The organism is Celeribacter baekdonensis (assembly GCF_900102315.1).
GTDB classification, from domain to species: domain Bacteria; phylum Pseudomonadota; class Alphaproteobacteria; order Rhodobacterales; family Rhodobacteraceae; genus Celeribacter; species Celeribacter baekdonensis.
The window spans coordinates 75750-95675 of record NZ_FNBL01000002.1; the positions used below are offsets into that span (position 1 = coordinate 75750).

A 19926-nucleotide genomic window follows, 5' to 3' on the forward strand; every position below is an offset into this window, starting at 1 on the left:
TTTGTCTTGGTCCGTGAGATCCGAAAAGATCGGCCACGTGGTTCGGAAAGGCCCTTTCGGGCCGTTTCGGAGATCAGACAAACAGAGGGGGCGCGCGGGTGCTGCGGCTAAAGTCGCGGCGTGTTGCGGTGACTGAGGGGGCGGCTAAAAAGGGCAGGGTTGTGCTGCGCGCTTGGCTTGTGTGGCAAGGCGCTGTGATGTCTGCCACGAAAAAGGCCGCACCAACAACGCAATACGGACAGTGCGCGCTTTGCGTGCCATCACCCGTCGGAACGTCGCGAACCGCTCCGGTGTTGGTGTCAAAGATCAGCGTTTTTGTATTGCCGGGAGTGCCGCACAATTGCAGCAAAACCTCGGAGTCCGACAGGATCACATCCGCACGGGCGTCCGGTTGAAATGCGATGCTGATCTGGACAGTCAGAAGAATAGAGAGACAGACGGCCCAAAAACCGTGCAAAGCTCGCATATTCAAAAAACGGTTCCTCATGAAAAGGCGTATGTGACGGGGGTTAAACGTTTGCAACTATAATGTGGGATGCCTCAGCATGTACATATGCGGATGTGTTGCTTGGATCACGGCCTAATCAAAGGATTACGTTGGCATTATGGGCGCAATCTACGTTTTTATAATAGACAATCTTCATTGTGAGATTAATCGGCATCCTCAGGCGCAGCTATCAAAGTCGCCCCCGCCTGCGAGACAACACGCAAACTGATCCGTGGCGGATCGAGCGGCAGCGACCGCATTACATGCGGCGCGAACTTGAAACATTCCGCGCCGCAAGCCCTTGGCGCGAAGACCTGTTTGGGCGGGAGTTCCTGTTGCTGGATCATCTCGACCTTTACGATGATCGGGCCGGTAGGCGGATGGATCGGTTTGATGGATTGGAGTTCATGAACCTATAGGGACATCTAAACCCGATGCGGCAAAACACCTCTCCCATTTTCTTCCCCGTTATTTTTGTGGAATCTCAAGGGCCGTTGCGACAGTTTCCGCTATCTCAGTTTCATCAGTTCTTCTCTAAATGCTTCAGTTGGTGTTCGCCATCCTAGGCACTTCTGGCTGTGCCGTTCAAGCGGTCACAAATCGACTTCATATCTCGATTTGAGAGTGCAGCAACGGGCGCGTCGCGGGGTAGGTAGCGCCGCGCAACAACATGGCCGCTCGGGAATTCAAAACAATCAACGGCTTATCCAGCTTCCTTGCGAGCCTTGGTGTTTCGATCGTTTTGATCCCCATGCTCGAAGGCAAGGTTGCCTCTCACAAGTTGGACGACGCGGGCTAAGCTACTTGCGTCCTCGCAGCATGCATTGCTGCCCCCGCCTATTCTGAAGGCTTCGTGCTTTCCATGCGGGCCCATCTCGAAGGCATCACGCGAACAGACGGCACTGTTGTGACCGACGCGAAGGGGCGACCGGTGAGCTACCGGATCGTTGCGGAGGAAATGCGCACCATCAAAAAGAAGATGAAGCACGAGAAGGCGAGCTACTACAAAACGCAGGGGCTCAGGAAAAACGCGACGATCGAACTTTATTTGGCCGGATGTGATGACGAGATGGTCAAGGCCGTCGCCGGTCACTCAGGCGTTGAAATTTTGAAAAAATACGACGGGCCGATCCGGCAAAGGGAGCTGGCGAAGCGCGCTCAAGAGGCAAGAAATCAAATGGAACGAAGCAAGACCGAAACGTGAATGTTTCAACAGTTGTTTCAAAAATGGCAGTGAAGGAGAAGCGGAATGACGCAAGTCATTGAAAAATATGGAGGCGAGTACCGGAATCGAACCGGTGTACACGGATTTGCAATCCGGTTGCGGCAACTGATTTTATTGAATTTTCCTGTAAACACCCCCGTTTTGTTCACGACGGGAAATCAAGGACTTATGAGGAAGCTGTAAACGCCTCCGAAGGAGGTGTGCGATGAGTGATTTGCGCCCGTTCAAAGAGGTTCAGCTTCAATGGCTCCGCCTTCTGCTCGCTGACACGTCGCTTAGCCCCCGTGCCGTGCAGTTCGCCACTTACCTTGTCGTGGTTCGATACAACGACACTTTTGGCAAGGCTTGGTCGTCACACGCAACGGTCTGCAAAGATCTCGGGTTGAAGAGTGAAAAGACCATCCAGCGCCTGATCAAGGAACTCGATGGTAAGTGGTTCGAGATCAGGCGCGGGAATGGTCAAAAGCAGTCTACCGAATACGTGCCGTCCAAAACATCGCATCAGGCAGCCCAAGAGTTACGCGAAAAAGAGGAAGCGGGAAAGACGGACAAAATTGTCCCCCTTCGTGGGCGTGAAGGCGGACATTCTTGTCCCGGAACCTGGACAAAATTGTCGCGCGAACCCGGACAAAAATGTCCGCCAATAAAAGAGAAAGAAAAAACAAAGGAAAAAAGAGCGCTGACGCGGGATTTGCCTGATGAGGGGCAATCCCGCATTGCGCTACGTTTGGTGCTCGGTGGCGGCGGCGTCTTTGAACGAACATGGAATGACAGGTTGCAAGCGGTCGGGGTTGAACGCTTGGACCGACTATTTCGACAGGTTAGCGACAAGCAGGGGAGGAGTTGTTACCTGCTCCCCGGAAACTGGCCGGAGCCGCGAGATAGCCTAGGTTGGCTTGCCCAGCTTTCTCAGATTTATCGGATGTCTGACCGGGAGGTTCCCGGAAAACTGGCAGCGGCAATGCGCGTTCATTTTGCCGATGAATCGAGGGCCGCAGCATGAGTGATGGCGGCTTCAAGTCCTTCGTTCGCGCCGCGAAGCGCTGGAGCTTGAGAAGCACGATGCCGCCGCGCGCGCAAAAGCCGAGGCTAAGGCTGCGAGTGAGGCACTATTCCTGTGGGCGAAAGCGGCGAGTGGGCCGTATCATGGGCTGCTGCTTGAAGATCTGAGTGAATCCGAGCAGCAGGCCTATGATCTGCATCGCAGGGTGGTTGATCGCTATCGTGCTGCCTTGCGTGCGGAACGTGACGGGCGGATTTACCCAGAACAAAGCCGCTTCCTCTCGGAGCTGCGCATCGCCGAACCAGACCCTGATCGTTATGTGGCTGCGGCGTTGACTGAGGAGGTCAGTGCCGGTGGCATTGGCCTCGAAATGATTGAACGGATCTCGGAACTGATGCGGCGGTTGTTGCAGCGCATCGTTCAGGCCGTCGAGGCCCACTTTCTGCACTATTGGACGCGCGAAAATGGCGCGCATAAATGGGACGTTACCACTGCACGATTGTGCTTGGGATCGGCCGAGTTGGTTGATTTGGAGGCGCGGGCGGAGCGCGAGGCGGATGAGTTGCGCGCGGCGGAACCTGCCTATCGGCGGTTACTGGAGCGGCGGCGCGGTTTTGATCAGTGATTTACGGTATAACGTAAATATCAATAATTTACGTTGAAGCGTAATTCACTTTGATTTACGCTCTACCGCAAAAGGAGTCGCATTATGGACCTCTCAGCCAGAACAGCCGAACAGCTCGGCGAAGCGATCCGGCGCGCGCGTAAGGCGCGCGGCTGGACGCAGGGGGATATCAGCGCGCGCACCAATCTGCGCGTGGCGACGATCTCGAGCCTGGAAAATGGCGATGCAGGCACCAAGCTGGCGACGCTTCTGGCGGTCATGGCCGCGCTCGGGCTGGAGTTTCGGCTCGCCCCTCGTGGCGGCTCGGTCGAAATCGAGGATATCTTCTGATGGCGAAACGCGGGCGCAGCGGCACGATGCAGGTGCTTCTGAACGGGCGACTGGTGGGGCATCTGCGCCTTGCTGGTTCCGGCGCGATCAGCTTTGCTTATGATCCGGGCTGGCTGGTATGGGAACATGCGATGCCGATCTCACTTTCGCTGCCCCTGCGCGAAGCGGCGCATCACGGCGGTCCGGTCATCGCCTATCTGGAAAACCTGTTGCCCGACAATCAGGCGATTCGCGAGCGCGTGGCGGCGCGAGTGCGCGCAGGCGGAACCGATGCGTGGCACATGCTGGAAAAGATTGGGCGCGACTGCGTGGGGGCGCTGCAGTTCGTCTCGGGCGAGGTGCCCGAAGCGCGCGGGCTGGAGGGCGAACCGGTGACGGATGCGCAGATCGCCGCCATGCTGCGCAATCTGGCCAGCGCCCCGCTTGGACTTGAGGAAGACGATGATTTTCGCATTTCTATTGCGGGCGCACAGGAGAAAACCGCCCTGCTGCGCCACAATGGCGAATGGATACGGCCTTCGGGCCTGACGCCCACGACCCATATCCTGAAAACCCAGCTTGGGGTGCTGCCGAACGGGATCAACCTGTCGGACAGCGTCGAGAACGAGTTCCTCTGCATGAGCTTCTGCCGCGCCATGGGGGCGGATGTGGCCGAGGTCGAGATCGTCGATTTCGAAGACGTGCGCAGCCTTGTGGTGACGCGGTTTGACCGCCGCTGGACCGCAGACGGGCGGCTGATCCGCCTGCCGCAGGAAGATTTTTGTCAGGCGCTTTCTGTGCCGCCCAGCCAGAAATACCAGATGGACGGCGGGCCGGGGATCACCGAGGGTATCGGCCTCTTGGCGGGCAGCGATGACCCCGCAGCCGACCAACGTGCCTTCTTCCGCGCGCAGGTGCTGTTCTGGCTTTTGGGTGCGACGGACGGCCACGCCAAGAATTTCAGCATCGCGCTGCGCCCCGGCGGCTTTCGCATGACGCCGCTCTATGATGTGCTGAGCGCGCAGAAAGCCGTGGGTGACGCCCAGATCCGCCAGAACCGGATGCGCCTCGCCATGGCGGTAGACGGGCATTACCGGATCAACGAGGTGGTGCCGCGTCATTTTTTGCAAGCCGCCAAAGCGGCGGGGTTCGGTGTGGCGCTGGCGGAAGAGGTGTTAGCGGAGGTGGATGGTCGTATCGAGGCCGCTTTGAGCGATGCGGAAACTTCATGCCCAGCAGCCGTTCCCGCTGATTTGGTTGGAAGCATTGCAGACGGCATTCATGCGCGGGCAGTATGCCTTGATCTGTTGTGATCCATAATGACCTACATTCCCACTTTTAAAGTGGTAACGCACTACCACTTATCCGGCGAGCCGGACCGCTCCGCTTAAGTTATGCGCCCTGCGGGGCGGAAGATCGCTGAAGTTATTTTGGCGAGAATGGCGGTGAATTTAGCGGCGTTTGCTGCTATCGGTTTGTTTACCAACCACCCAACCCGACGAAGGAGGGCCACGCCATGTAGGTACGCAACTGCATGAAAGGAGCCATACGATGGCTCATTACAAACGTAAACACCCGCGCACAAAACCGGGCCGGGGCTACTCGGCAAATGGCTTGGCGCGCCGTTTGGATATCTCCCCCGATGATAGTCGTTGGCTGGATCACGGCCCAAGCTGGCACAATATCATCATGAACATCCGCCCTATGAGGCGTCGGACCAAAGCCATCGAGCGGGCGGCAGCGAAAGCTGTCGATCACGACGAACTGATCTGGCCGCTGGCCCAAAAGCCTCACGCCTATTACTGGTGAAACCGACCGCCGAAACACGCCTTCCCCTGCCTTGTGGGAGGGCGATGTCAGGCGTGTTTCGGATACAGCGGTAGCCTGAAAATCCATATGAGCGAGACTTCAAGTATCGAGCGATTGTGGGGTTTCTGGCGGGGGCATCGTTATTCACCGGCCACCAAGTGCTCTACGTCGAAACCCAACAAACGGATGCCCCGAATTGACCGGTTGTTGAACGGAGGGCGCCTGGGATCACCCCAGCCAAGCAGTTCCATGACACCTGCCTCGCCGAAGCCATTGAGCTTATAGCCGCCGTATACGCAATCATAGGCACGCTCTATCGCATCGCCGGGGCCTGATAGGAGATATCGTACGGTTCGTACGACGGCCTCAAGCGTGTTCTTCTTCTGGAAGTCGATGCGTAACCGTTCGAGGCCGGACAGGCCCTCTCCGATATCCTTCGAAACAAATCGCAGGCGTTCGAGAAATGCGTGGCACCCCGTAAGGTATCGGAACAAGTCATCAAAGCTCAGATGGGCCAACTCGTTTGGATCACAGAGATAGGTTCGAATGTTCGCGATGTTTTCGATCTCAGCCGATGCATGATACACATCCCCTTTTGCGGTATCGTCTGTGGACTGCCAAATCTGCACATACTCGGCTATCCGCTTGGCTCTATCCTTCGGGTCGCTGAGCAACGACGTCTCCCTCCAACCATTGCCGCTGCCTTGTGTCCGGCGCAGCCACCCAAGAAACCTTCCCATCTCGATCTGAGTATCCTGTCCAGCATATTCAGGCCGCCCGAAGCCATTCTGTTGGGCGACTTCGAGAATTTCATGGTGCGCAGGCACCAGTATTTCATCATATTTTTGGCGAAACCCTTGGATGAAGGCCCGCTCCTTCGACTTCTTATTGCTGCCAACGACGATACTCTTGGGGGTGGCAGGATCGACGAACTTGTGGATAAATCTCTCGAAAGCGTCCTCATCCTGCGGTTTCTCCCGAGATTTGAACGCCTTTTCGTACTGGCGGAGGACTTCTTCGTTCAATACATCCGCGTCGTTCCACAGATCGTCAAAGAGACCACGCAACGCGTTGAAGGCATCATCCCGATCCTGTCCCAACAGGACTGACAGCTCCCGATTTGCCTGTAAGCCGTCATGAGTGAGGTTGGCGGACCCGACGAGCGCTATATCGTCTATGATGTAGAGCTTCGTGGGAAACTTGGAGTCGGTGAAATAGCGGACTTTGACACGAGAATTCTCGAAAGCCTGTCGCAGTGCCTGCGGCGTTGTGATCGGCGAAAACCGAATGATCAGCCGAACGTCACATCCTTTGTCGGTCAGAGCCTTGATGGGAGCATTCGTCGTGAAAAACGGCGCGGCCAAATAGCCTGATCTGGGGCGCGGCCCCGCGTTCATGAAGAAATTGATGGTGAAACCCGTTGAGCCACAAATGAGTGAATGTTGGACGTCATAGCACTATCGCCCTATCCCATCACGCTCAGACCTCCAGCACGAAGACCGGATCGAAGCCGGTTTCCTCGCCGGGATAGCCGCGCTGGTTCGTGACAAAGCGGATCGGGCCGTGGTTCCCTTCGCCCGTCCAGTTCTCGCCCTCGTGGCTGTGACCCCATATCCATGTGTGGATATCGAAGCCCCGGATATTTTCCCACAGATCGCAAGCAAAGCCGTTGTTCATCGCGCGCTTCTCGTAGCCGCCGATGGTGCGCCACGGGGCAATCAGTTCATGCACTGGAAAATGGTGGGTCATGACCACGGTCGGACCGTCATGCGGCGCATTCAGCGCTTTGAGGATCGCCGTTTTGTCCTGCGCATGCCGCTCCAGCATGTCGTCGATGGTGAAACGGGTCTCAGGCGCTGTGCGGATCGCGCGATAGTCCATCATCTGGGCCGAAACCATGATCCGGGCCAGATGGTCATATCCGGGATAGAGTTGCAGGTCTGTCCAGAGCATCGCGCCGATGATACGCACGCCCGCGATTTCGGTTGCCGCGCCATGCAGCACGCGAATGTCGAGACCTTGGGTGCGCAGGTCGGCGAGTTGACGTTCTTCCCCGGCCAGCAGGTCTGACCAGATCGAGCCATAGGGTTCGTGATTGCCCCAGATCAGCACCACCGGGCAGCCGTATTTGCGCGCCGCCTGCGCCGGGATGTCCAGATGACGACCCATCGTGTGGGTGTCGCCCGCGATCAGAACCCCGTCCACCGGCGCGGACAGGTCGGGCAGATCAAAGCCGCCCCAAAATTCATCGTGCAGGTCGCTCCAGACCAGAAACCGTGCCATCTCATGCCTCATCGAATTTAGTGTGTTAGCGCGTTGGACTATCGCCCTATGGTGCAAAAGTCAGCGCAGATAAGGCCGGATCGCATCGAGCGCCTTGGTCGAACCGGCAAGGCTGAACTGGTGCGTGCGCCCACCAAAGCCAATCTCAACCCGCTCTGCCGCGCGGATATTCTGAACGAAACGGTTGGTCGCGCCCATCCCCGCCGTGGTGTAATTGTCGACCATCACCTCACCGCCGCGCGCCGCGAACTCCAGCGTCTCACCGTTTGAAAACGTCGCCCGCACCTGCTCGCCCGCCACCGGTGCCTGCCCGCCGATTGCTACCGACACGCTGCAATTATTGAAGTCGCAGGAGCCGTCCGGCCCGAAACTGTTCACCTCATCGGAACGGGTGATCCAGATTTCATCGCCCCGCTCCCGGCGCGGGCTGACCTCACCCTTTTCGTTGGTGAAGGTCCAGAATTCCGCTCCACCTTCAAGCGAGGCCTCGAAATACCAATCGTCCGCGATCACAGGGGAGGCCAGCGCAATCAGCGCAGCAGCAAGAACAGCTTTCATTTCTTCAAATCCTCCTGAGGGATATCCACGCCTGCATCGGAAAGCGCCCGCACGATCAACTGGCTCATCGTTAGGCCGCGCTTCAGGGCCTCAATACGCAGCGCCTTGTGGCCCTCTGTGCTGATGTAGAAGAACGTGTGCTTCTGATCGGCTGTGCGCTCATCGGTAGGGGCTCGCCAGCCGCAGGTTCGCAAAACTGTTGACCAGCGTCGCAATCGCTTCGGGCGTCAGGCCGTGCTCGACGAACGTCTTGTCTTCGAACCCGATCCGTATGTTGATCCCGCCTTCGGGGTTCACGGACAGCCGGAAACCGGCTTCATTCGCCGGTACGACCAGCTTGCGTTCGCTGGACCATTCGACGACTTCATCCGCCGGAACCAGCCTGCGTTGCACGCCGATGCCGCTGTCCTCCAGAATATCGATCAGTATGTCCAGCTTCTCGGCCGCGCGTTCATTGTCCTCGATGGTTTGCGGGACCGTGACTGTCTCGATCCAGTCCAGCGCGATGATCGGGTGGACCAATGCCCGCAACCGCCGCTCTACCCCTTCGAGATCGTCCAAAATTACTGCCACCATTTTTCCTCCTGCCTTGATGCTGAAAATATCCAGCCCGCGACGCCCAGCGGGATCAGTGCGAGGATTGTCAGCAAGATGAAACCAATCCCGTCACCTTTCAAAAGCTGGCCAAGCCCGAAAAGCAGGGGCAATGCACCAACGACAGCCGGAACTGCCGCGCGGGTCTGAATATCGCGTCGGGATAACCCCGGTCCCGCAACGCCCTTCTTCGCGCCGCATGACGGGCACACGCGTGCCTCTTCGTGGATCTCGGTCATGCAGTGGGGGCATTGGGGGATGGGAGCTCTCCAACTCGTCGAATGTATGTTAAAACAGGCAGATTTAAAAGCGTCAAAGCACAATAGCATTGTGCATGAAGACGACGCCCAAGAGCCCCCTGCGAGACATCGTTGCGCGCAACATGCGCAAGCTGCGCGCCGAGCGCAGCTGGTCGCAGGAATTTCTGGCGAATGAGGCCGGGCTGAACCTGTTTGAAAATACGATGCGATTGGCTTTTGCATCGGTTTCAGCACGCTGACACTAAAATGTTTAAAATCACAGTAGCTGTCGATGGCTTTGATTCTAAGGCACCAGCATTTCGTGTCGGAGAGTATCGCCCTCTAGAAACCATCAGACTTTGATTGCAATGCTGATTTTGTCACGTTTGACAGGGGCAGAGACACATGCCCCACAAAGGCAATATTCAGCACAGATCAATATATTTGTCGGCCAGTTCATACCGCGCTTGATACCTCACCCCGTCGCCGGTCCTAGCCGGGAGCGGTGACTGGGGATGATCTATAGCAGGGACGAGATATATAAAGTGTCTGATGCCATGGTTTGATGGAGCGATCCTTTCGCAGGAATGGAAGGAAGCATTATGGATGAGTAGCAATCCTATTTGCGAAAGCTTGTTCGGTTGACAGGGCTATTTTCATATGAATCGATAGGATGAGTTGTATGAGGTCGTGAGTGGAGAGGGGCGGCGAAATGGCAGTTCTGGACTGGCCCGGAAAATCCGCCCCCGATGGTGGGATCGAACATCCGGCCTTTTATCACATGATTGATGTCGGTGCCGTGGCTGAATGCCTGCTGGCGCCGCTGGAAATATCTGCGTCGCGCAAGGCGCTTTATACCCTTGCGGCAGCCTTGCATGACCTTGGCAAAATCAGCGCCAGTTTTCGGGATATGCTGCGGGACGGAAAACCACAAAGCCACGGACGCCACTGGGAGGTGAGTGAGGTTTGGCTGCGCGATTTTGATGATGTGTTGTCCGGTATTACGCAGGACGATTTAGATCATCGGAATCGCTTCGACATCTATGCCGCCATTGCCGGACATCATGGCCGCCCGCCGGTTCAAGAGGCTTTCGACAAGATGCGCGCTGCGGCAGGGCCTGAGGCAATGCGGGATGCGCGCGAAGCGGTGGTGGCGCTGATGTCGCTTTGGCCAGAAGCACGGCTTGATCTGCCAGGGGGGGAGGTTGCCGCGCAAACATGGTGGTTGCCGGGGTTGATTGCTGTTGCGGATTGGCTGGGTTCGAACCCTGATTACTTCGCGCCCGTCGCTGCAGGGCCGGAGGCGGCGACTTATCTGGAACAAGCGCGTGCGAAGGCCACGAGAGCGGTTCGGCAGGCCGGTCTGGATCTGCCCAGAGTGTCGCAAACCCCGGTCATTCCAGAAGATTGGACATTGCGTCCAATGCAACAAGCGGCGCAGGCCATCGCGCTACCGCACGGTCCCACGCTTGCGCTCATAGAGGACGAGACCGGGTCCGGCAAAACCGAAGCCGCGTTGATCCTTGCACAGCGCATGATGCAGGCTGGCAAGGGGGCGGGGTTGTTCTTTGCTCTGCCCACTATGGCCACAGCCAATGCGATGTTTGATCGGGCCGCTGATCTGGTTGGCAGGCTCTATGAAACCGCGCCCAGTTTGGCGCTTGCGCATGGGCGGGCGGGGCTGTCGAACCGATTTCGGGATTTGATCCGCGCAGACCGAAGCCCTGCGATGCCCGCCTGCACCGACTGGCTGGCCGATGACCGACGGCGCGCGCTTTTGGCCAATGTGGGTGTGGGCACGGTGGATCAGGCGCTTTTGTCGGCGCTCCCCGTGCGCCATGCGATGCTGCGCCACTATGCGCTGTCCCAAAAGATCCTGATCGTGGACGAGGTCCACGAGATGGGCGATCCCTATATGGCCGAAGAGTTGTGCCATCTGTTGCAGTTACATCGTCGCATGGGCGGATCTGCCATTCTGATGACGGCGACGATGCCAGTCGACCTGCGGGCGGAGCTTTGCAAGGCGTATGAATGCGCGCCACCGGAAAACCGCGCTTATCCGGCCCTGACCATTCCGGCTTTTACCACTCAAAGGCAGGCGCAGATCAGTGACCTGAAATCGGTCAACACGCGTGGCCCGATCAAGGTGGTGCGCCTAACGGAACCGGACGCCGCACTTGATCTGTTGCAACGGGCCGTGGTGGAGGGGGCTGCGGCCTTATGGGTGCGCAATGCGGTAGATGACGCGATCGACGCCGTTCAGGCGCTGCGCGCGCGTGGGGTCGCTGCCGATCTGCTTCACGCCCGCTTTGCCTTGTGCGATCGGATGCGTCATGAACAGGCGGCGCTTGCAACCTTTGGAAAGGAAAGAGTCAACTGCCCGGGGCGGGTGTTGGTGGCCACGCAGGTGGTCGAAAGCTCTCTTGATCTGGATTTCGATGTTATGGTGTCCGACCTCGCTCCGATCCCGGCAGTGGTGCAGCGGGCCGGGCGACTCTGGCGGCATATGGACCGGCGACCTGTCGAGGAACGTCCCTGTTCCAGCCCCGTTCTACATGTTGTCTCGCCCGATCCTGCACAGGCCGCGGATCCCATGTGGTTGCGCCGTGTTTTGGATCGGGGGGCCTTTACCTATCCGCTGGATCTGCAATGGCGGGCGGCGCGGGCGCTTTTCGCGGCCGGGGCGATCGACGCACCGGAGGGGTTGCGTGAGTTGATCGAAGACGGGCTGACGGGCGGCACCCTGCCGGAGCCTTTGGAGCAGGCGCAACAGGATCGCATCGGGCAGGGCTTTGCCCAGACCGATCTTGCCCGGCAGAACCTGATTTGCCTCTCAGATCCTTATCGCATGATCAAGGGCTTCTCTGATGATGCCGATTTCCCGACCCGTCTGGGGGTGGAGCAGCGTATTCTGGTGTTGGCGCGCAGGCATGAGGAGGGGCTTTTGCCGCTTGATGACGACGTCTGGACCGTGGACAGCCGGCAACGTTCCGAGATCAGCGCGGCGGCCCATCGGCTGAACGCCCTGACCTTGCCTGACCAATCCGCGCCAGAGATCGTGGCGGTCAAACAGGTCTGGCCGGAGTGGCTGCAAAGCCGTCTGACGCTTTGCCCAGTGGAGGAGAGTGGCGCGATCTGCGAGGGCTTGTCATATGACCCGGAACTGGGTTTAATCCTGAACAGGTCCCGATAATTCGGGATGACCCGTCTGATTTTTAGAATGGCGAGGGCTATTCTCGTCTCAACTTTTTTCGAGAGACATTATGTCACTTAACCTGATTTCCGATCCTTGGATTCCTGTCCGTATGATGGATGGATCACGCCGTATCATTGCGCCGCATCAGATGGCGGATCCGCTGATTGTCGCGCCGGATTGGCCGCGCGCAGATCTTAACCTTGCCTGTTACGAGTTGCTGATCGGGCTGGTCCTTATGGCCGCGCCACCGGCGCATCGGCACGATTGGGTGCGTGCGCGACCTGATGCGGCCACGCTTGAAACCCGTTTGGCAAAGTATGCCGGTGCGTTTGAGCTTTTGGGCGACGGGCCGCGTTTCATGCAGGATTTGGAAGACCTTCCGGGCACGCCATCTGGCCCTGATTTCTTGTTTATCGATTCCTCCGGCGGAAACACCGCCAAGAACAATGCCGACCTGATGGTGCATCGCGACAGGTATGAAACCTTGTCCCTGCCGCTCGCCGCGATGGCTCTTTATACCTTTCAACAATTCGCGCCAGCGGGTGGGGCGGGCAACCGGACCTCCATGCGCGGGGGCGGGCCGCTTGTGACACTGGCCGATCCGGGCACGGGGCTATGGGATCTGATCTGGGCAAATATGCCCTTTGGTCAACCCGCCAGCCCACAGGATTTGCCGTGGATGCGGGCCACACGCACCTCGGAAAAGGCACAGACGGTCGGCCCCTCGCAATCGCATCCGGTCGAGGCGCTTTTTGGCATGCCGCGCCGGTTGCGGTTGATCGGTGATGCCTGTGTGACGGGCGTGATTCAGCGGCCATATGGTACGAATTACGCGCTCTGGGAGCATCCGCTATCGCCTTATTATCGACAAAAGGAGGGGACCGAACTTCTGCCGCGCCACCCGGCCACGGGCCGGTTGCCCTATCGCAACTGGATCGGGATTGTGCTGTCGGACCCCAACAAGGCAGACGGCCTTCGTCTGCGGGCCACTTGTCTTGACGGGATTTTTGACAGGTTTGGAACGCAGCCCACACGGATGATCGCCGCCGGATGGGCGATGGACAACATGAAGCCCAAGGATTTCCTTTGGGCCGAGCTTCCGCTTTTGAGCTTTGATGCGCAGGCGCAGGCCAAGGCCAAGGACTTGATCACGGCGGCGGATAGCCTGGCATCGGGATTGCGCAAGGCGCTTTCGGAGCTTGTGGCCGAAGGTAGCGCGCGGCAGGCACAGCTTGATCAATTCTGGATCGAAACCGAAGGCGATTTCACACAGGCGCTTACAGATCTGGCGCAGGCCGGGTTCGACGGGCCCAAGATCGCAAAGCGCTTTTTAACCGCGATCGGGCAACAGGCGCTGTCACAATTCGACGCGCTGGCCCTGCCGGGGCTGTCTGATGGCAAGATCGAACACGCCGCTGAAATTGTATCGCAGCGGCGGATGCTGGCCGCCTTGATCCAGGGGCGCAGCAATCAGGGTCGGAAGATGTGGACTGATTTGGGCCTGACGCCGCCTGATCCCAAGCCCAAAACGAACCAGGAGGTTGAGGCATGACAGAGACCAAAGAGACTAACGGCGCTGGAAAGCGGCCCGGTCAGATCATCCTTGGCTGGTGGTCCGCCGCGTTGGGAAAACGCGAGACCGGTGCGCAAAAGGGGCTGTCGGCGCGCTTGCGGCGCGGCGATGACATCAGTGTTCTGTGCCATAAAGAGGTGCATGATCTGGCGGCACAGCTTGGGCTTGGACAGTACGACGGGGCAAAGATCGCGCGACTGGCGCGTGTATTGGCGCATGTGCGTGAACACAGCAACGCGACCCTGCCGCGCAAGCTTGGCGGCAAAGAGCCCGTTTTGTCGCCTCTGCGTTTCGATCGGTTGATCCATTCCGAGGCTGAGGATTTGGAAGCCGCCATCCGTCGTGCCCTTCCCATGGTCGACAACAAGGCCAATGTCGCACATCTGGGTGAGGCGCTTTTGTTCTGGACCGACAAAACACGCACCAACTGGTGCTTTGAATATTACGGGGCCGACGCGCCCATGACCCCCACTGCTGAGGATATTTCCAAATGACGACTTTCATTCAGTTCCACTTGCTCACAACCTATCCGCTCTCCAACCCCAACCGCGACGATCAGGGGCGCCCGAAACAGGCGTTGATCGGCGGCAGCCCGCGGCTTCGCATCTCGTCGCAATCGCTGAAGCGCGCGATCCGCGAGAGCAGCTATTTCGCGCAGGATCTGGCGGGCCATACCGGAACGCGTACCCGCCGTCTGGCGACCGAGCTGAAGAAAGAGTTGATCGAACAGGGCGTGTCCGAGACCGAAGCCCAGACGATTTCCACGGGCATCGGCGCGACTTTTTCCAAGCTGGAGAAGGACTCGACCAATGCCACTACGCTGGCGTTTATTTCGCCTGACGAATGGGCCCTGGCCCGCGAACTGGCTGCCAAGGCTGTGGCGGGTGATGAACTGCCCAAGGACAAGGATCTGAAAAAGGCGCTTTTGCGCCGTGCAGATGGCGCGGTGGATATTGCGATGTTCGGGCGCATGCTGGCAGACAGTCCTGAATATAACCGGGATGCGGCGGTGCAGGTTGCACATGCCTTCACAACCCATCGCGCGCAGGTACAAGATGACTGGTTCACGGCGGTGGATGATCTGAAAACCCGCGAAGAGGATTCTGGTGCAGGGCATCTCGGGGAACACGGGTTCGGGTCGGGGGTCTATTACCTCTATGCCTGCGTCAATGAGGACCTTTTGGTGGAGAACCTGATGGGGGATCGTGAACTGGCGGCAAAGGGGATTGAATCTCTCGCCCGTGCTTTGGCTACCGCCACACCCAAGGGCAAACAGAACAGCCACGCCCATCATCCGCGTGCGGGATTCATCCGGGTTGAGCGTGGCCCCCAACAGCCGCGCGACCTGTCGGGCGCGTTCCATAAGGCGGTCCCCGCTGACGAACGCGCCAGCATCACCGCCTTGACCGAGATGGCCAAAAAGATCGACCGGGCCTATGATACGTCTTATGACGTGATGGTTATGGATGTCGCACAAGAACAGGGGAGCCTGTCGGAGATCGCGACCTTCGCGGCAAGGGGCACTCGGGCAGATGACTGAGTATCTGATCTTTCAACTTATCGCGTCCATTGGGGCAATGGGCGAATTTGGCGGGCATGACCGGCGCGGGTCTCTCGGACTTCCAGGGCGCTCGGCGGTGATTGGCACGTTGGGCGCGGCTCTGGGGCGCAGGCGGGATCAGGATTTTTCCGATCTGGAGGCCTTTGGGGTGGCCGTGGCCAGCTTTGGCCGAACCGGTCATTTGCGCGATTACCATACTGTGCAGACAGTGCCCTCTGCGGCGGTGAAAGCCCCGCAATCGCGCCCACAGGCATTGCGCGACGCACAGAGGACAGGCAAATTGAACACCGTCCTTACCAGCCGCGATTACCGCACGGACTGTGTTTTCGGCGTGGCGATCTGGGGCGAGAAATTGCCCGCCCTGGCCGCAGCACTCAAACACCCGGTCTTTCAGAGTTTTCTTGGCCGTAAGTCTTGCCCGCTCTCGGCCCCTTTCGATCCGCAAATGTTGAGTGCCGAAAACCCCGCGCAGGCCTTGGCGCATCTGCGTCTGCCTCCATGGGTGGGCGCGCGAAAGATGGTCGAGATCGTGGCGGATGCAGGCACTGATCTGGGCGCGCCCGCACGGGTGGAAACCCGTCATGACCGCGCCATCGACCGTACAATGTGGCATTTCGAACAAGGGCGCTACGGTGTCGCCCACCCGGACATTCACGCCCAAGAGGTGCCGTCATGATGTATCTCTCACGCTTGCGCCTGTCGCGTGACCCCAAGGTTGCAGCCCTCAACGCGCTCCTTGATCCATCCCAGATGGGCGACAAAAGTGATGCCCATCACCGGCTCATCTGGTCGGTGTTCGCCGGGGATCCCACGGCCACGCGCGATTTCTTGTGGCGGGAGGAGGGGCAGGGGGTATTCTTGGTGCAATCGCTGCACCCGCCGGAGGACAGCCCCTTTTTCGAGACCCCCGATGTGCGTGAACATGCGCCCGACCTGAAACCCGGCGATCAACTCTCTTTTCTCTTGCGTGCCAATGCCACGCGCGATCTGCGTGGCGAAACGCGCAAACGCGTTGATGTCGTCATGAACCTTTTGCATGACGTGCCAAAGGATCAACGCAACCAAAAGCGGATGGATTTGGCCTCAGAGGCGGCAGAGCAATGGATGGTAGGGCAGGGCGCACGTGCAGGTTTCACACCGGACCGGATTGAGGTGCAAGACTACCAGACCGTCACCTTGCCGAAATACCGCGGCAAACGCCGTGGTGAACCGCGCTTTGGTATCCTCGATCTGACCGGACAGATCACGGTGACTGACCCGAACGCCTTTACACAAAAGCTGGCGCAGGGGTTTGGCCGGGCCAAAAGCTTTGGGTGTGGGTTGATGTTGATCCGGCGGGCCTGACATGGCTCAGATGCCCGGCCTGCCGCCACCGCGCCCAATTCCTTTGAAAGACCGCGCCCAGTTGGTCTTTGTCGAACGCGCCCAGCTTGATGTGCGAGATGGGGCCTTTTGTGCGGTCAATGCCGATGGCACGGTGACGCAGATCCCGGTCGGCGGTCTGGCCGGGCTGATGCTCGAACCCGGCGCGCGGATCAGCCATGCGGCCGTGGTGCTGGCCGCGCGGACCGGGACGCTGATAACCTGGGTGGGTGAGGGCGGGGTGCGGCTCTATTCCGCGGGTCAACCGGGCGGCGCGCGCTCCGACAAACTTCTCTGGCAGGCAAAGCTGGCACTTGATGATGCGGCGCGGCTGCGCATCGTTCGGCGCATGTTCGAAATCCGTTTTGGTGAGGCCGCGCCAGAGCGCCGCTCCATCGACCAGTTGCGTGGCATTGAAGGTGTGCGTGTACGCGAAAGCTATGCGCTTTTGGCGCGCAAATACGGAGTGGATTGGCGTCGCCGGAAATATGATCCAAAGGACTGGGAGGCGGGTGACATTCCCAACCGTTGCCTTTCAGCCGCGACCGCCTGCCTGCACGGTCTGACCGAAGCCGCCGTGCTGGCCGCAGGCTACGCCCCCGCAATCGGCTTTCTACACACCGGCAAACCGCTTAGCTTTGTCTATGACATTGCCGATCTGTGGAAGGTGCAGACCGTTGTGCCGGAGGCCTTTCGCATCGCAGGACAGGCGGCAAAGGGGGCGCTCGATATGGCACCTGACCGTGCTGTGCGGTTGGCTTGCCGCGATGCATTTCGCCGCTCTGGACTTTTGTCGAAAATCATCCCCCAGATCGAAGAGGTTTTGTCCGCAGGCAATTTGCCAAGGCCGAAACCGCCACCTGATGCGGTAGGCCCTGCCTTTGAGGATGAGGAAGGGGGCGGCGATGATGGTCATCGTGGTTAGCCGCGCCCCGCCCCGGTTGCGTGGTCGTCTCGCGGCCTGGCTTTTGGAAATCCGCGCAGGCGTCTATGTTGGCGATTACTCCGCCCGCACCAGAGAGCGGATCTGGGAACAGGTTCTCGGCGGGGTGGAAGAAGGCGATGCGGTGATGGTCTGGCGCGCGCCAAACGATCAGGGCTTTGATTTCGCAACCGCGGGCCGCAACCGTCGAATGCCCGAGGATTTTGACGGCCTGAAACTGGTGAAATTCCTACCGCAAAAGCCGTAAATCGCCGCTCACACACCAAGCCGAAGAATCGGTGCGCTCTTTGACAATCGAATACGAACGTGTTTTCAATGCTTTCTGGGAAGAGCGTTCCCCGCCCACGCGGGGATCAACCGCGCCGGCCAACCTGCCCGTCCTTCGACTTCATGCGTTCCCCGCCCACGCGGGGATCAACCGGTCACTTTTGCATGCAGTTCGGCTGGCAGCGTGCGTTCCCCGCCCACGCGGGGATCAACCGCGACCGGCGGCACGTTTTCCTGTGCGAAATGAGCGTTCCCCGCCCACGCGGGGATCAACCGATCAACAAAGCGTGTGTAGACGGGGTGCTGTCGCGTTCCCCGCCCACGCGGGGATCAACCGCTCTACATCACGCAGGTGACCGGCGACGATCTGCGTTCCCCGCCCACGCGGGGATCAACCGACCCCCAAAAACCCAGACGGCAAGCGGCTGCTGCGTTCCCCGCCCACGCGGGGATCAACCGCTCATGGCTCACGTAGCCGTAGTCAATCCCGAGCGTTCCCCGCCCACGCGGGGATCAACCGGCATTGCGCCTACAATGGGCAGACGATGATGTGCGTTCCCCGCCCACGCGGGGATCAACCGGTTCAGCGCTGCCAGCGCCTCGACCAGCGCTCGCGTTCCCCGCCCACGCGGGGATCAACCGGGTATGCACGTATCAAATCGGTTTCGACAAACGCGTTCCCCGCCCACGCGGGGATCAACCGCGTCTGTTGTGTTTGGAGCGTAAACCGTTTTCGCGTTCCCCGCCCACGCGGGGATCAACCGGCGCATCCTCTGGCTTTTTGTCGCTTCCGTCCGCGTTCCCCGCCCACGCGGGGATCAACCGCGTCTGTTGTGTTTGGAGCGTAAACCGTTTTCGCGTTCCCCGCCCACGCGGGGATCAACCGGCGCATCCTCTGGCTTTTTGTCGCTTCCGTCCGCGTTCCCCGCCCACGCGGGGATCAACCGCCACTGGCTTTTCCGTGGGGTGCGCGGTCTCTGCGTTCCCCGCCCACGCGGGGATCAACCGCCCTCTGAACACGCTCACAGGCGACATCAAACGCGTTCCCCGCCCACGCGGGGATCAACCGCGCACCGCCCTTGGCCTTCAACGCGGCCTCAAGCGTTCCCCGCCCACGCGGGGATCAACCGGGCTGGGCCGCTCTCAACAAGACAGTGTTCGCGCGTTCCCCGCCCACGCGGGGATCAACCGAGGCGGCATTCTGGGCGGCGTTGGCCCGTGTAGCGTTCCCCGCCCACGCGGGGATCAACCGTGGTGGCCGTTGCAGCAGTCAGTCAGATCGACGCGTTCCCCGCCCACGCGGGGATCAACCGTTTTTCCTATACCGGCGAGCAGGAAGACATCAGCGTTCCCCGCCCACGCGGGGATCAACCGCCAAAGGGCGCTGTTACGACACCAAGATCATCGCGTTCCCCGCCCACGCGGGGATCAACCGGGTAACGCCATTGGAATGCCCGCCGATGTCATGCGTTCCCCGCCCACGCGGGGATCAACCGTTCAATCAAATGCGGTGGGGCATTATGCGCGCGCGTTCCCCGCCCACGCGGGGATCAACCGAGACCCGCGCGGTTGAACAACAGGCTGCAATGGCGTTCCCCGCCCACGCGGGGATCAACCGTTTTGAGCTTGGCGGGGAAATGTCAGGCGGTGGCGTTCCCCGCCCACGCGGGGATCAACCGACAACGAATGCACTGTCGGTTGGTGGCGTCACGCGTTCCCCGCCCACGCGGGGATCAACCGCGACAAAGTGACGACAATCCTGGTCAAGAGACGCGTTCCCCGCCCACGCGGGGATCAACCGGCCTCGCCTGAGACCCCAACGGGGCGCATCTGGCGTTCCCCGCCCACGCGGGGATCAACCGATGGACAACCACGCGGGCCGAGATCCGCGC

The 19926-nt window shown here is 59.6% G+C and carries 22 protein-coding genes, 1 pseudogene and 1 CRISPR repeat array; of the genes and pseudogenes, 16 read left to right on the top strand and 7 right to left on the bottom strand.

The window, feature by feature from the left end:
* Positions 1 to 73: 73 nt before the first annotated feature.
* Complete coding sequence (locus BLT54_RS04475) at positions 74 to 466, bottom strand: DUF2946 family protein (RefSeq protein ID WP_074641681.1); 393 nt, start codon at positions 464 to 466, stop codon at positions 74 to 76.
* Between the two features lie 284 nt (positions 467 to 750).
* Between BLT54_RS04475 and BLT54_RS22485 the strand changes: the two genes are divergently transcribed.
* The gene (locus tag BLT54_RS22485; RefSeq protein ID WP_176832826.1) at positions 751 to 906 is read left to right on the top strand and encodes a hypothetical protein; all 156 of its coding nucleotides are present in this window, start codon (positions 751 to 753) and stop codon (positions 904 to 906) included.
* Positions 907 to 996: 90 nt separating this feature from the next.
* Here the strand turns inward: BLT54_RS22485 and BLT54_RS23085 are convergent.
* Positions 997 to 1151, bottom strand: a pseudogene (locus tag BLT54_RS23085) (IS30 family transposase); the annotation flags it as partial.
* Positions 1152 to 1349: 198 nt separating this feature from the next.
* Between BLT54_RS23085 and BLT54_RS04485 the strand changes: the two are divergent.
* The 6 genes from BLT54_RS04485 to BLT54_RS04510 all read left to right on the top strand — a co-directional run bounded on the left by BLT54_RS04485 (position 1350) and on the right by BLT54_RS04510 (position 5458).
* The gene (locus BLT54_RS04485) at positions 1350 to 1691 is read left to right on the top strand and encodes a site-specific integrase (protein ID WP_218129370.1); all 342 of its coding nucleotides are present in this window, start codon (positions 1350 to 1352) and stop codon (positions 1689 to 1691) included.
* A gap of 226 nt (positions 1692 to 1917) precedes the next feature.
* A complete protein-coding gene (locus BLT54_RS04490) occupies positions 1918 to 2715 on the top strand; it encodes a helix-turn-helix domain-containing protein (RefSeq protein ID WP_074641685.1) in 798 nt (265 codons plus the stop codon).
* 205 nt (positions 2716 to 2920) lie between these two features.
* Positions 2921 to 3340 carry a hypothetical protein gene (locus BLT54_RS04495; RefSeq protein WP_074641687.1) on the top strand — a complete coding sequence of 140 codons (420 nt, stop codon included), beginning with the start codon at positions 2921 to 2923 and terminating at the stop codon, positions 3338 to 3340.
* A gap of 84 nt (positions 3341 to 3424) precedes the next feature.
* The gene (locus BLT54_RS04500; protein WP_074641689.1) at positions 3425 to 3670 is read left to right on the top strand and encodes a helix-turn-helix domain-containing protein; all 246 of its coding nucleotides are present in this window, start codon (positions 3425 to 3427) and stop codon (positions 3668 to 3670) included.
* Positions 3670 to 4962, top strand: coding sequence for a type II toxin-antitoxin system HipA family toxin (locus BLT54_RS04505; protein ID WP_074641691.1), 1293 nt, complete (start codon positions 3670 to 3672; stop codon positions 4960 to 4962). Before BLT54_RS04500 ends, BLT54_RS04505 begins: the two co-directional genes overlap by 1 nt.
* Before the next feature lie 238 nt (positions 4963 to 5200).
* Positions 5201 to 5458 (top strand): hypothetical protein, encoded by a 258-nt coding sequence (locus tag BLT54_RS04510; RefSeq protein ID WP_074641693.1) that lies wholly within the window; start codon positions 5201 to 5203, stop codon positions 5456 to 5458.
* A 140-nt stretch (positions 5459 to 5598) separates the two neighbouring features.
* Here the strand turns inward: BLT54_RS04510 and BLT54_RS04515 are convergent, their stop codons facing one another.
* The 5 genes from BLT54_RS04515 to BLT54_RS22785 all read right to left on the bottom strand — a co-directional run bounded on the left by BLT54_RS04515 (position 5599) and on the right by BLT54_RS22785 (position 9132).
* Complete coding sequence (locus BLT54_RS04515) at positions 5599 to 6822, bottom strand: phospholipase D-like domain-containing protein (RefSeq protein WP_218129371.1); 1224 nt, start codon at positions 6820 to 6822, stop codon at positions 5599 to 5601.
* 115 nt (positions 6823 to 6937) lie between these two features.
* Positions 6938 to 7741 (bottom strand): metallophosphoesterase, encoded by an 804-nt coding sequence (locus tag BLT54_RS04520; protein WP_074641697.1) that lies wholly within the window; start codon positions 7739 to 7741, stop codon positions 6938 to 6940.
* A 60-nt stretch (positions 7742 to 7801) separates the two neighbouring features.
* Positions 7802 to 8299 carry a hypothetical protein gene (locus BLT54_RS04525; protein WP_074641699.1) on the bottom strand — a complete coding sequence of 166 codons (498 nt, stop codon included), beginning with the start codon at positions 8297 to 8299 and terminating at the stop codon, positions 7802 to 7804.
* Between the two features lie 159 nt (positions 8300 to 8458).
* Positions 8459 to 8875 (bottom strand): hypothetical protein, encoded by a 417-nt coding sequence (locus BLT54_RS04535; RefSeq protein ID WP_074641703.1) that lies wholly within the window; start codon positions 8873 to 8875, stop codon positions 8459 to 8461.
* Positions 8863 to 9132 carry a hypothetical protein gene (locus tag BLT54_RS22785; protein ID WP_245707946.1) on the bottom strand — a complete coding sequence of 90 codons (270 nt, stop codon included), beginning with the start codon at positions 9130 to 9132 and terminating at the stop codon, positions 8863 to 8865. Before BLT54_RS22785 ends, BLT54_RS04535 begins: the two co-directional genes overlap by 13 nt.
* A 95-nt stretch (positions 9133 to 9227) precedes the next feature.
* Between BLT54_RS22785 and BLT54_RS04545 the strand changes: the two genes are divergently transcribed.
* The 9 genes from BLT54_RS04545 to cas2e all read left to right on the top strand — a co-directional run bounded on the left by BLT54_RS04545 (position 9228) and on the right by cas2e (position 18014).
* Entirely contained in the window at positions 9228 to 9392 is a 165-nt protein-coding gene (locus tag BLT54_RS04545; RefSeq protein ID WP_245707947.1) for a hypothetical protein, read from the top strand.
* Between the two features lie 452 nt (positions 9393 to 9844).
* Positions 9845 to 12325: a CRISPR-associated helicase Cas3' gene (cas3, locus tag BLT54_RS04550; RefSeq protein ID WP_143026743.1), complete on the top strand. Its 2481-nt coding sequence runs from the start codon at positions 9845 to 9847 to the stop codon at positions 12323 to 12325.
* A 70-nt stretch (positions 12326 to 12395) separates the two neighbouring features.
* Positions 12396 to 13880 (top strand): type I-E CRISPR-associated protein Cse1/CasA, encoded by a 1485-nt coding sequence (gene casA, locus BLT54_RS04555; RefSeq protein ID WP_074641705.1) that lies wholly within the window; start codon positions 12396 to 12398, stop codon positions 13878 to 13880.
* Positions 13877 to 14395, top strand: coding sequence for a type I-E CRISPR-associated protein Cse2/CasB (gene casB / locus BLT54_RS04560; protein WP_074641706.1), 519 nt, complete (start codon positions 13877 to 13879; stop codon positions 14393 to 14395). Before casA ends, casB begins: the two co-directional genes overlap by 4 nt.
* Positions 14392 to 15441, top strand: coding sequence for a type I-E CRISPR-associated protein Cas7/Cse4/CasC (cas7e, locus tag BLT54_RS04565; RefSeq protein ID WP_074641709.1), 1050 nt, complete (start codon positions 14392 to 14394; stop codon positions 15439 to 15441). Before casB ends, cas7e begins: the two co-directional genes overlap by 4 nt.
* The gene (gene cas5e / locus BLT54_RS04570; protein ID WP_074641711.1) at positions 15434 to 16138 is read left to right on the top strand and encodes a type I-E CRISPR-associated protein Cas5/CasD; all 705 of its coding nucleotides are present in this window, start codon (positions 15434 to 15436) and stop codon (positions 16136 to 16138) included. The genes cas7e and cas5e overlap by 8 nt, the downstream gene beginning before the upstream one ends.
* Positions 16135 to 16806: a type I-E CRISPR-associated protein Cas6/Cse3/CasE gene (gene cas6e, locus BLT54_RS04575; protein WP_074641714.1), complete on the top strand. Its 672-nt coding sequence runs from the start codon at positions 16135 to 16137 to the stop codon at positions 16804 to 16806. Before cas5e ends, cas6e begins: the two co-directional genes overlap by 4 nt.
* A 1-nt stretch (position 16807) precedes the next feature.
* A complete protein-coding gene (gene cas1e / locus BLT54_RS04580) occupies positions 16808 to 17749 on the top strand; it encodes a type I-E CRISPR-associated endonuclease Cas1e (protein WP_074641716.1) in 942 nt (313 codons plus the stop codon).
* Positions 17730 to 18014: a type I-E CRISPR-associated endoribonuclease Cas2e gene (gene cas2e, locus BLT54_RS04585; protein WP_074641719.1), complete on the top strand. Its 285-nt coding sequence runs from the start codon at positions 17730 to 17732 to the stop codon at positions 18012 to 18014. The genes cas1e and cas2e overlap by 20 nt, the downstream gene beginning before the upstream one ends.
* 84 nt (positions 18015 to 18098) lie before the next feature.
* A CRISPR array of direct repeats spans positions 18099 to 19896; the repeat unit is 29 nt; unit sequence GCGTTCCCCGCCCACGCGGGGATCAACCG.
* Positions 19897 to 19926: the final 30 nt, after the last annotated feature.

Excerpts from the sequence above, each read along its gene's own strand:
- BLT54_RS04510 (WP_074641693.1), top strand. The coding sequence starts at position 5,201 with ATGGCTCATTACAAACGTAAACACCCGCGCACAAAACCGGGCCGGGGC.
- casA (WP_074641705.1), top strand. The coding sequence starts at position 12,396 with ATGTCACTTAACCTGATTTCCGATCCTTGGATTCCTGTCCGTATGATG.
- cas2e (WP_074641719.1), top strand. The coding sequence starts at position 17,730 with ATGATGGTCATCGTGGTTAGCCGCGCCCCGCCCCGGTTGCGTGGTCGT.
- BLT54_RS04490 (WP_074641685.1), top strand. The coding sequence starts at position 1,918 with ATGAGTGATTTGCGCCCGTTCAAAGAGGTTCAGCTTCAATGGCTCCGC.
- cas3 (WP_143026743.1), top strand. The coding sequence starts at position 9,845 with ATGGCAGTTCTGGACTGGCCCGGAAAATCCGCCCCCGATGGTGGGATC.
- BLT54_RS04545 (WP_245707947.1), top strand. The coding sequence starts at position 9,228 with ATGAAGACGACGCCCAAGAGCCCCCTGCGAGACATCGTTGCGCGCAAC.
- cas7e (WP_074641709.1), top strand. The coding sequence starts at position 14,392 with ATGACGACTTTCATTCAGTTCCACTTGCTCACAACCTATCCGCTCTCC.
- BLT54_RS04525 (WP_074641699.1), bottom strand. The coding sequence starts at position 8,299 with ATGAAAGCTGTTCTTGCTGCTGCGCTGATTGCGCTGGCCTCCCCTGTG.
- BLT54_RS04485 (WP_218129370.1), top strand. The coding sequence starts at position 1,350 with ATGCGGGCCCATCTCGAAGGCATCACGCGAACAGACGGCACTGTTGTG.
- BLT54_RS04535 (WP_074641703.1), bottom strand. The coding sequence starts at position 8,875 with ATGGTGGCAGTAATTTTGGACGATCTCGAAGGGGTAGAGCGGCGGTTG.
- BLT54_RS22485 (WP_176832826.1), top strand. The coding sequence starts at position 751 with ATGCGGCGCGAACTTGAAACATTCCGCGCCGCAAGCCCTTGGCGCGAA.
- BLT54_RS04505 (WP_074641691.1), top strand. The coding sequence starts at position 3,670 with ATGGCGAAACGCGGGCGCAGCGGCACGATGCAGGTGCTTCTGAACGGG.
- cas1e (WP_074641716.1), top strand. The coding sequence starts at position 16,808 with ATGGCTCAGATGCCCGGCCTGCCGCCACCGCGCCCAATTCCTTTGAAA.
- BLT54_RS04500 (WP_074641689.1), top strand. The coding sequence starts at position 3,425 with ATGGACCTCTCAGCCAGAACAGCCGAACAGCTCGGCGAAGCGATCCGG.
- cas5e (WP_074641711.1), top strand. The coding sequence starts at position 15,434 with ATGACTGAGTATCTGATCTTTCAACTTATCGCGTCCATTGGGGCAATG.
- cas6e (WP_074641714.1), top strand. The coding sequence starts at position 16,135 with ATGATGTATCTCTCACGCTTGCGCCTGTCGCGTGACCCCAAGGTTGCA.
- BLT54_RS04475 (WP_074641681.1), bottom strand. The coding sequence starts at position 466 with ATGCGAGCTTTGCACGGTTTTTGGGCCGTCTGTCTCTCTATTCTTCTG.
- BLT54_RS04520 (WP_074641697.1), bottom strand. The coding sequence starts at position 7,741 with ATGGCACGGTTTCTGGTCTGGAGCGACCTGCACGATGAATTTTGGGGC.
- casB (WP_074641706.1), top strand. The coding sequence starts at position 13,877 with ATGACAGAGACCAAAGAGACTAACGGCGCTGGAAAGCGGCCCGGTCAG.
- BLT54_RS22785 (WP_245707946.1), bottom strand. The coding sequence starts at position 9,132 with ATGACCGAGATCCACGAAGAGGCACGCGTGTGCCCGTCATGCGGCGCG.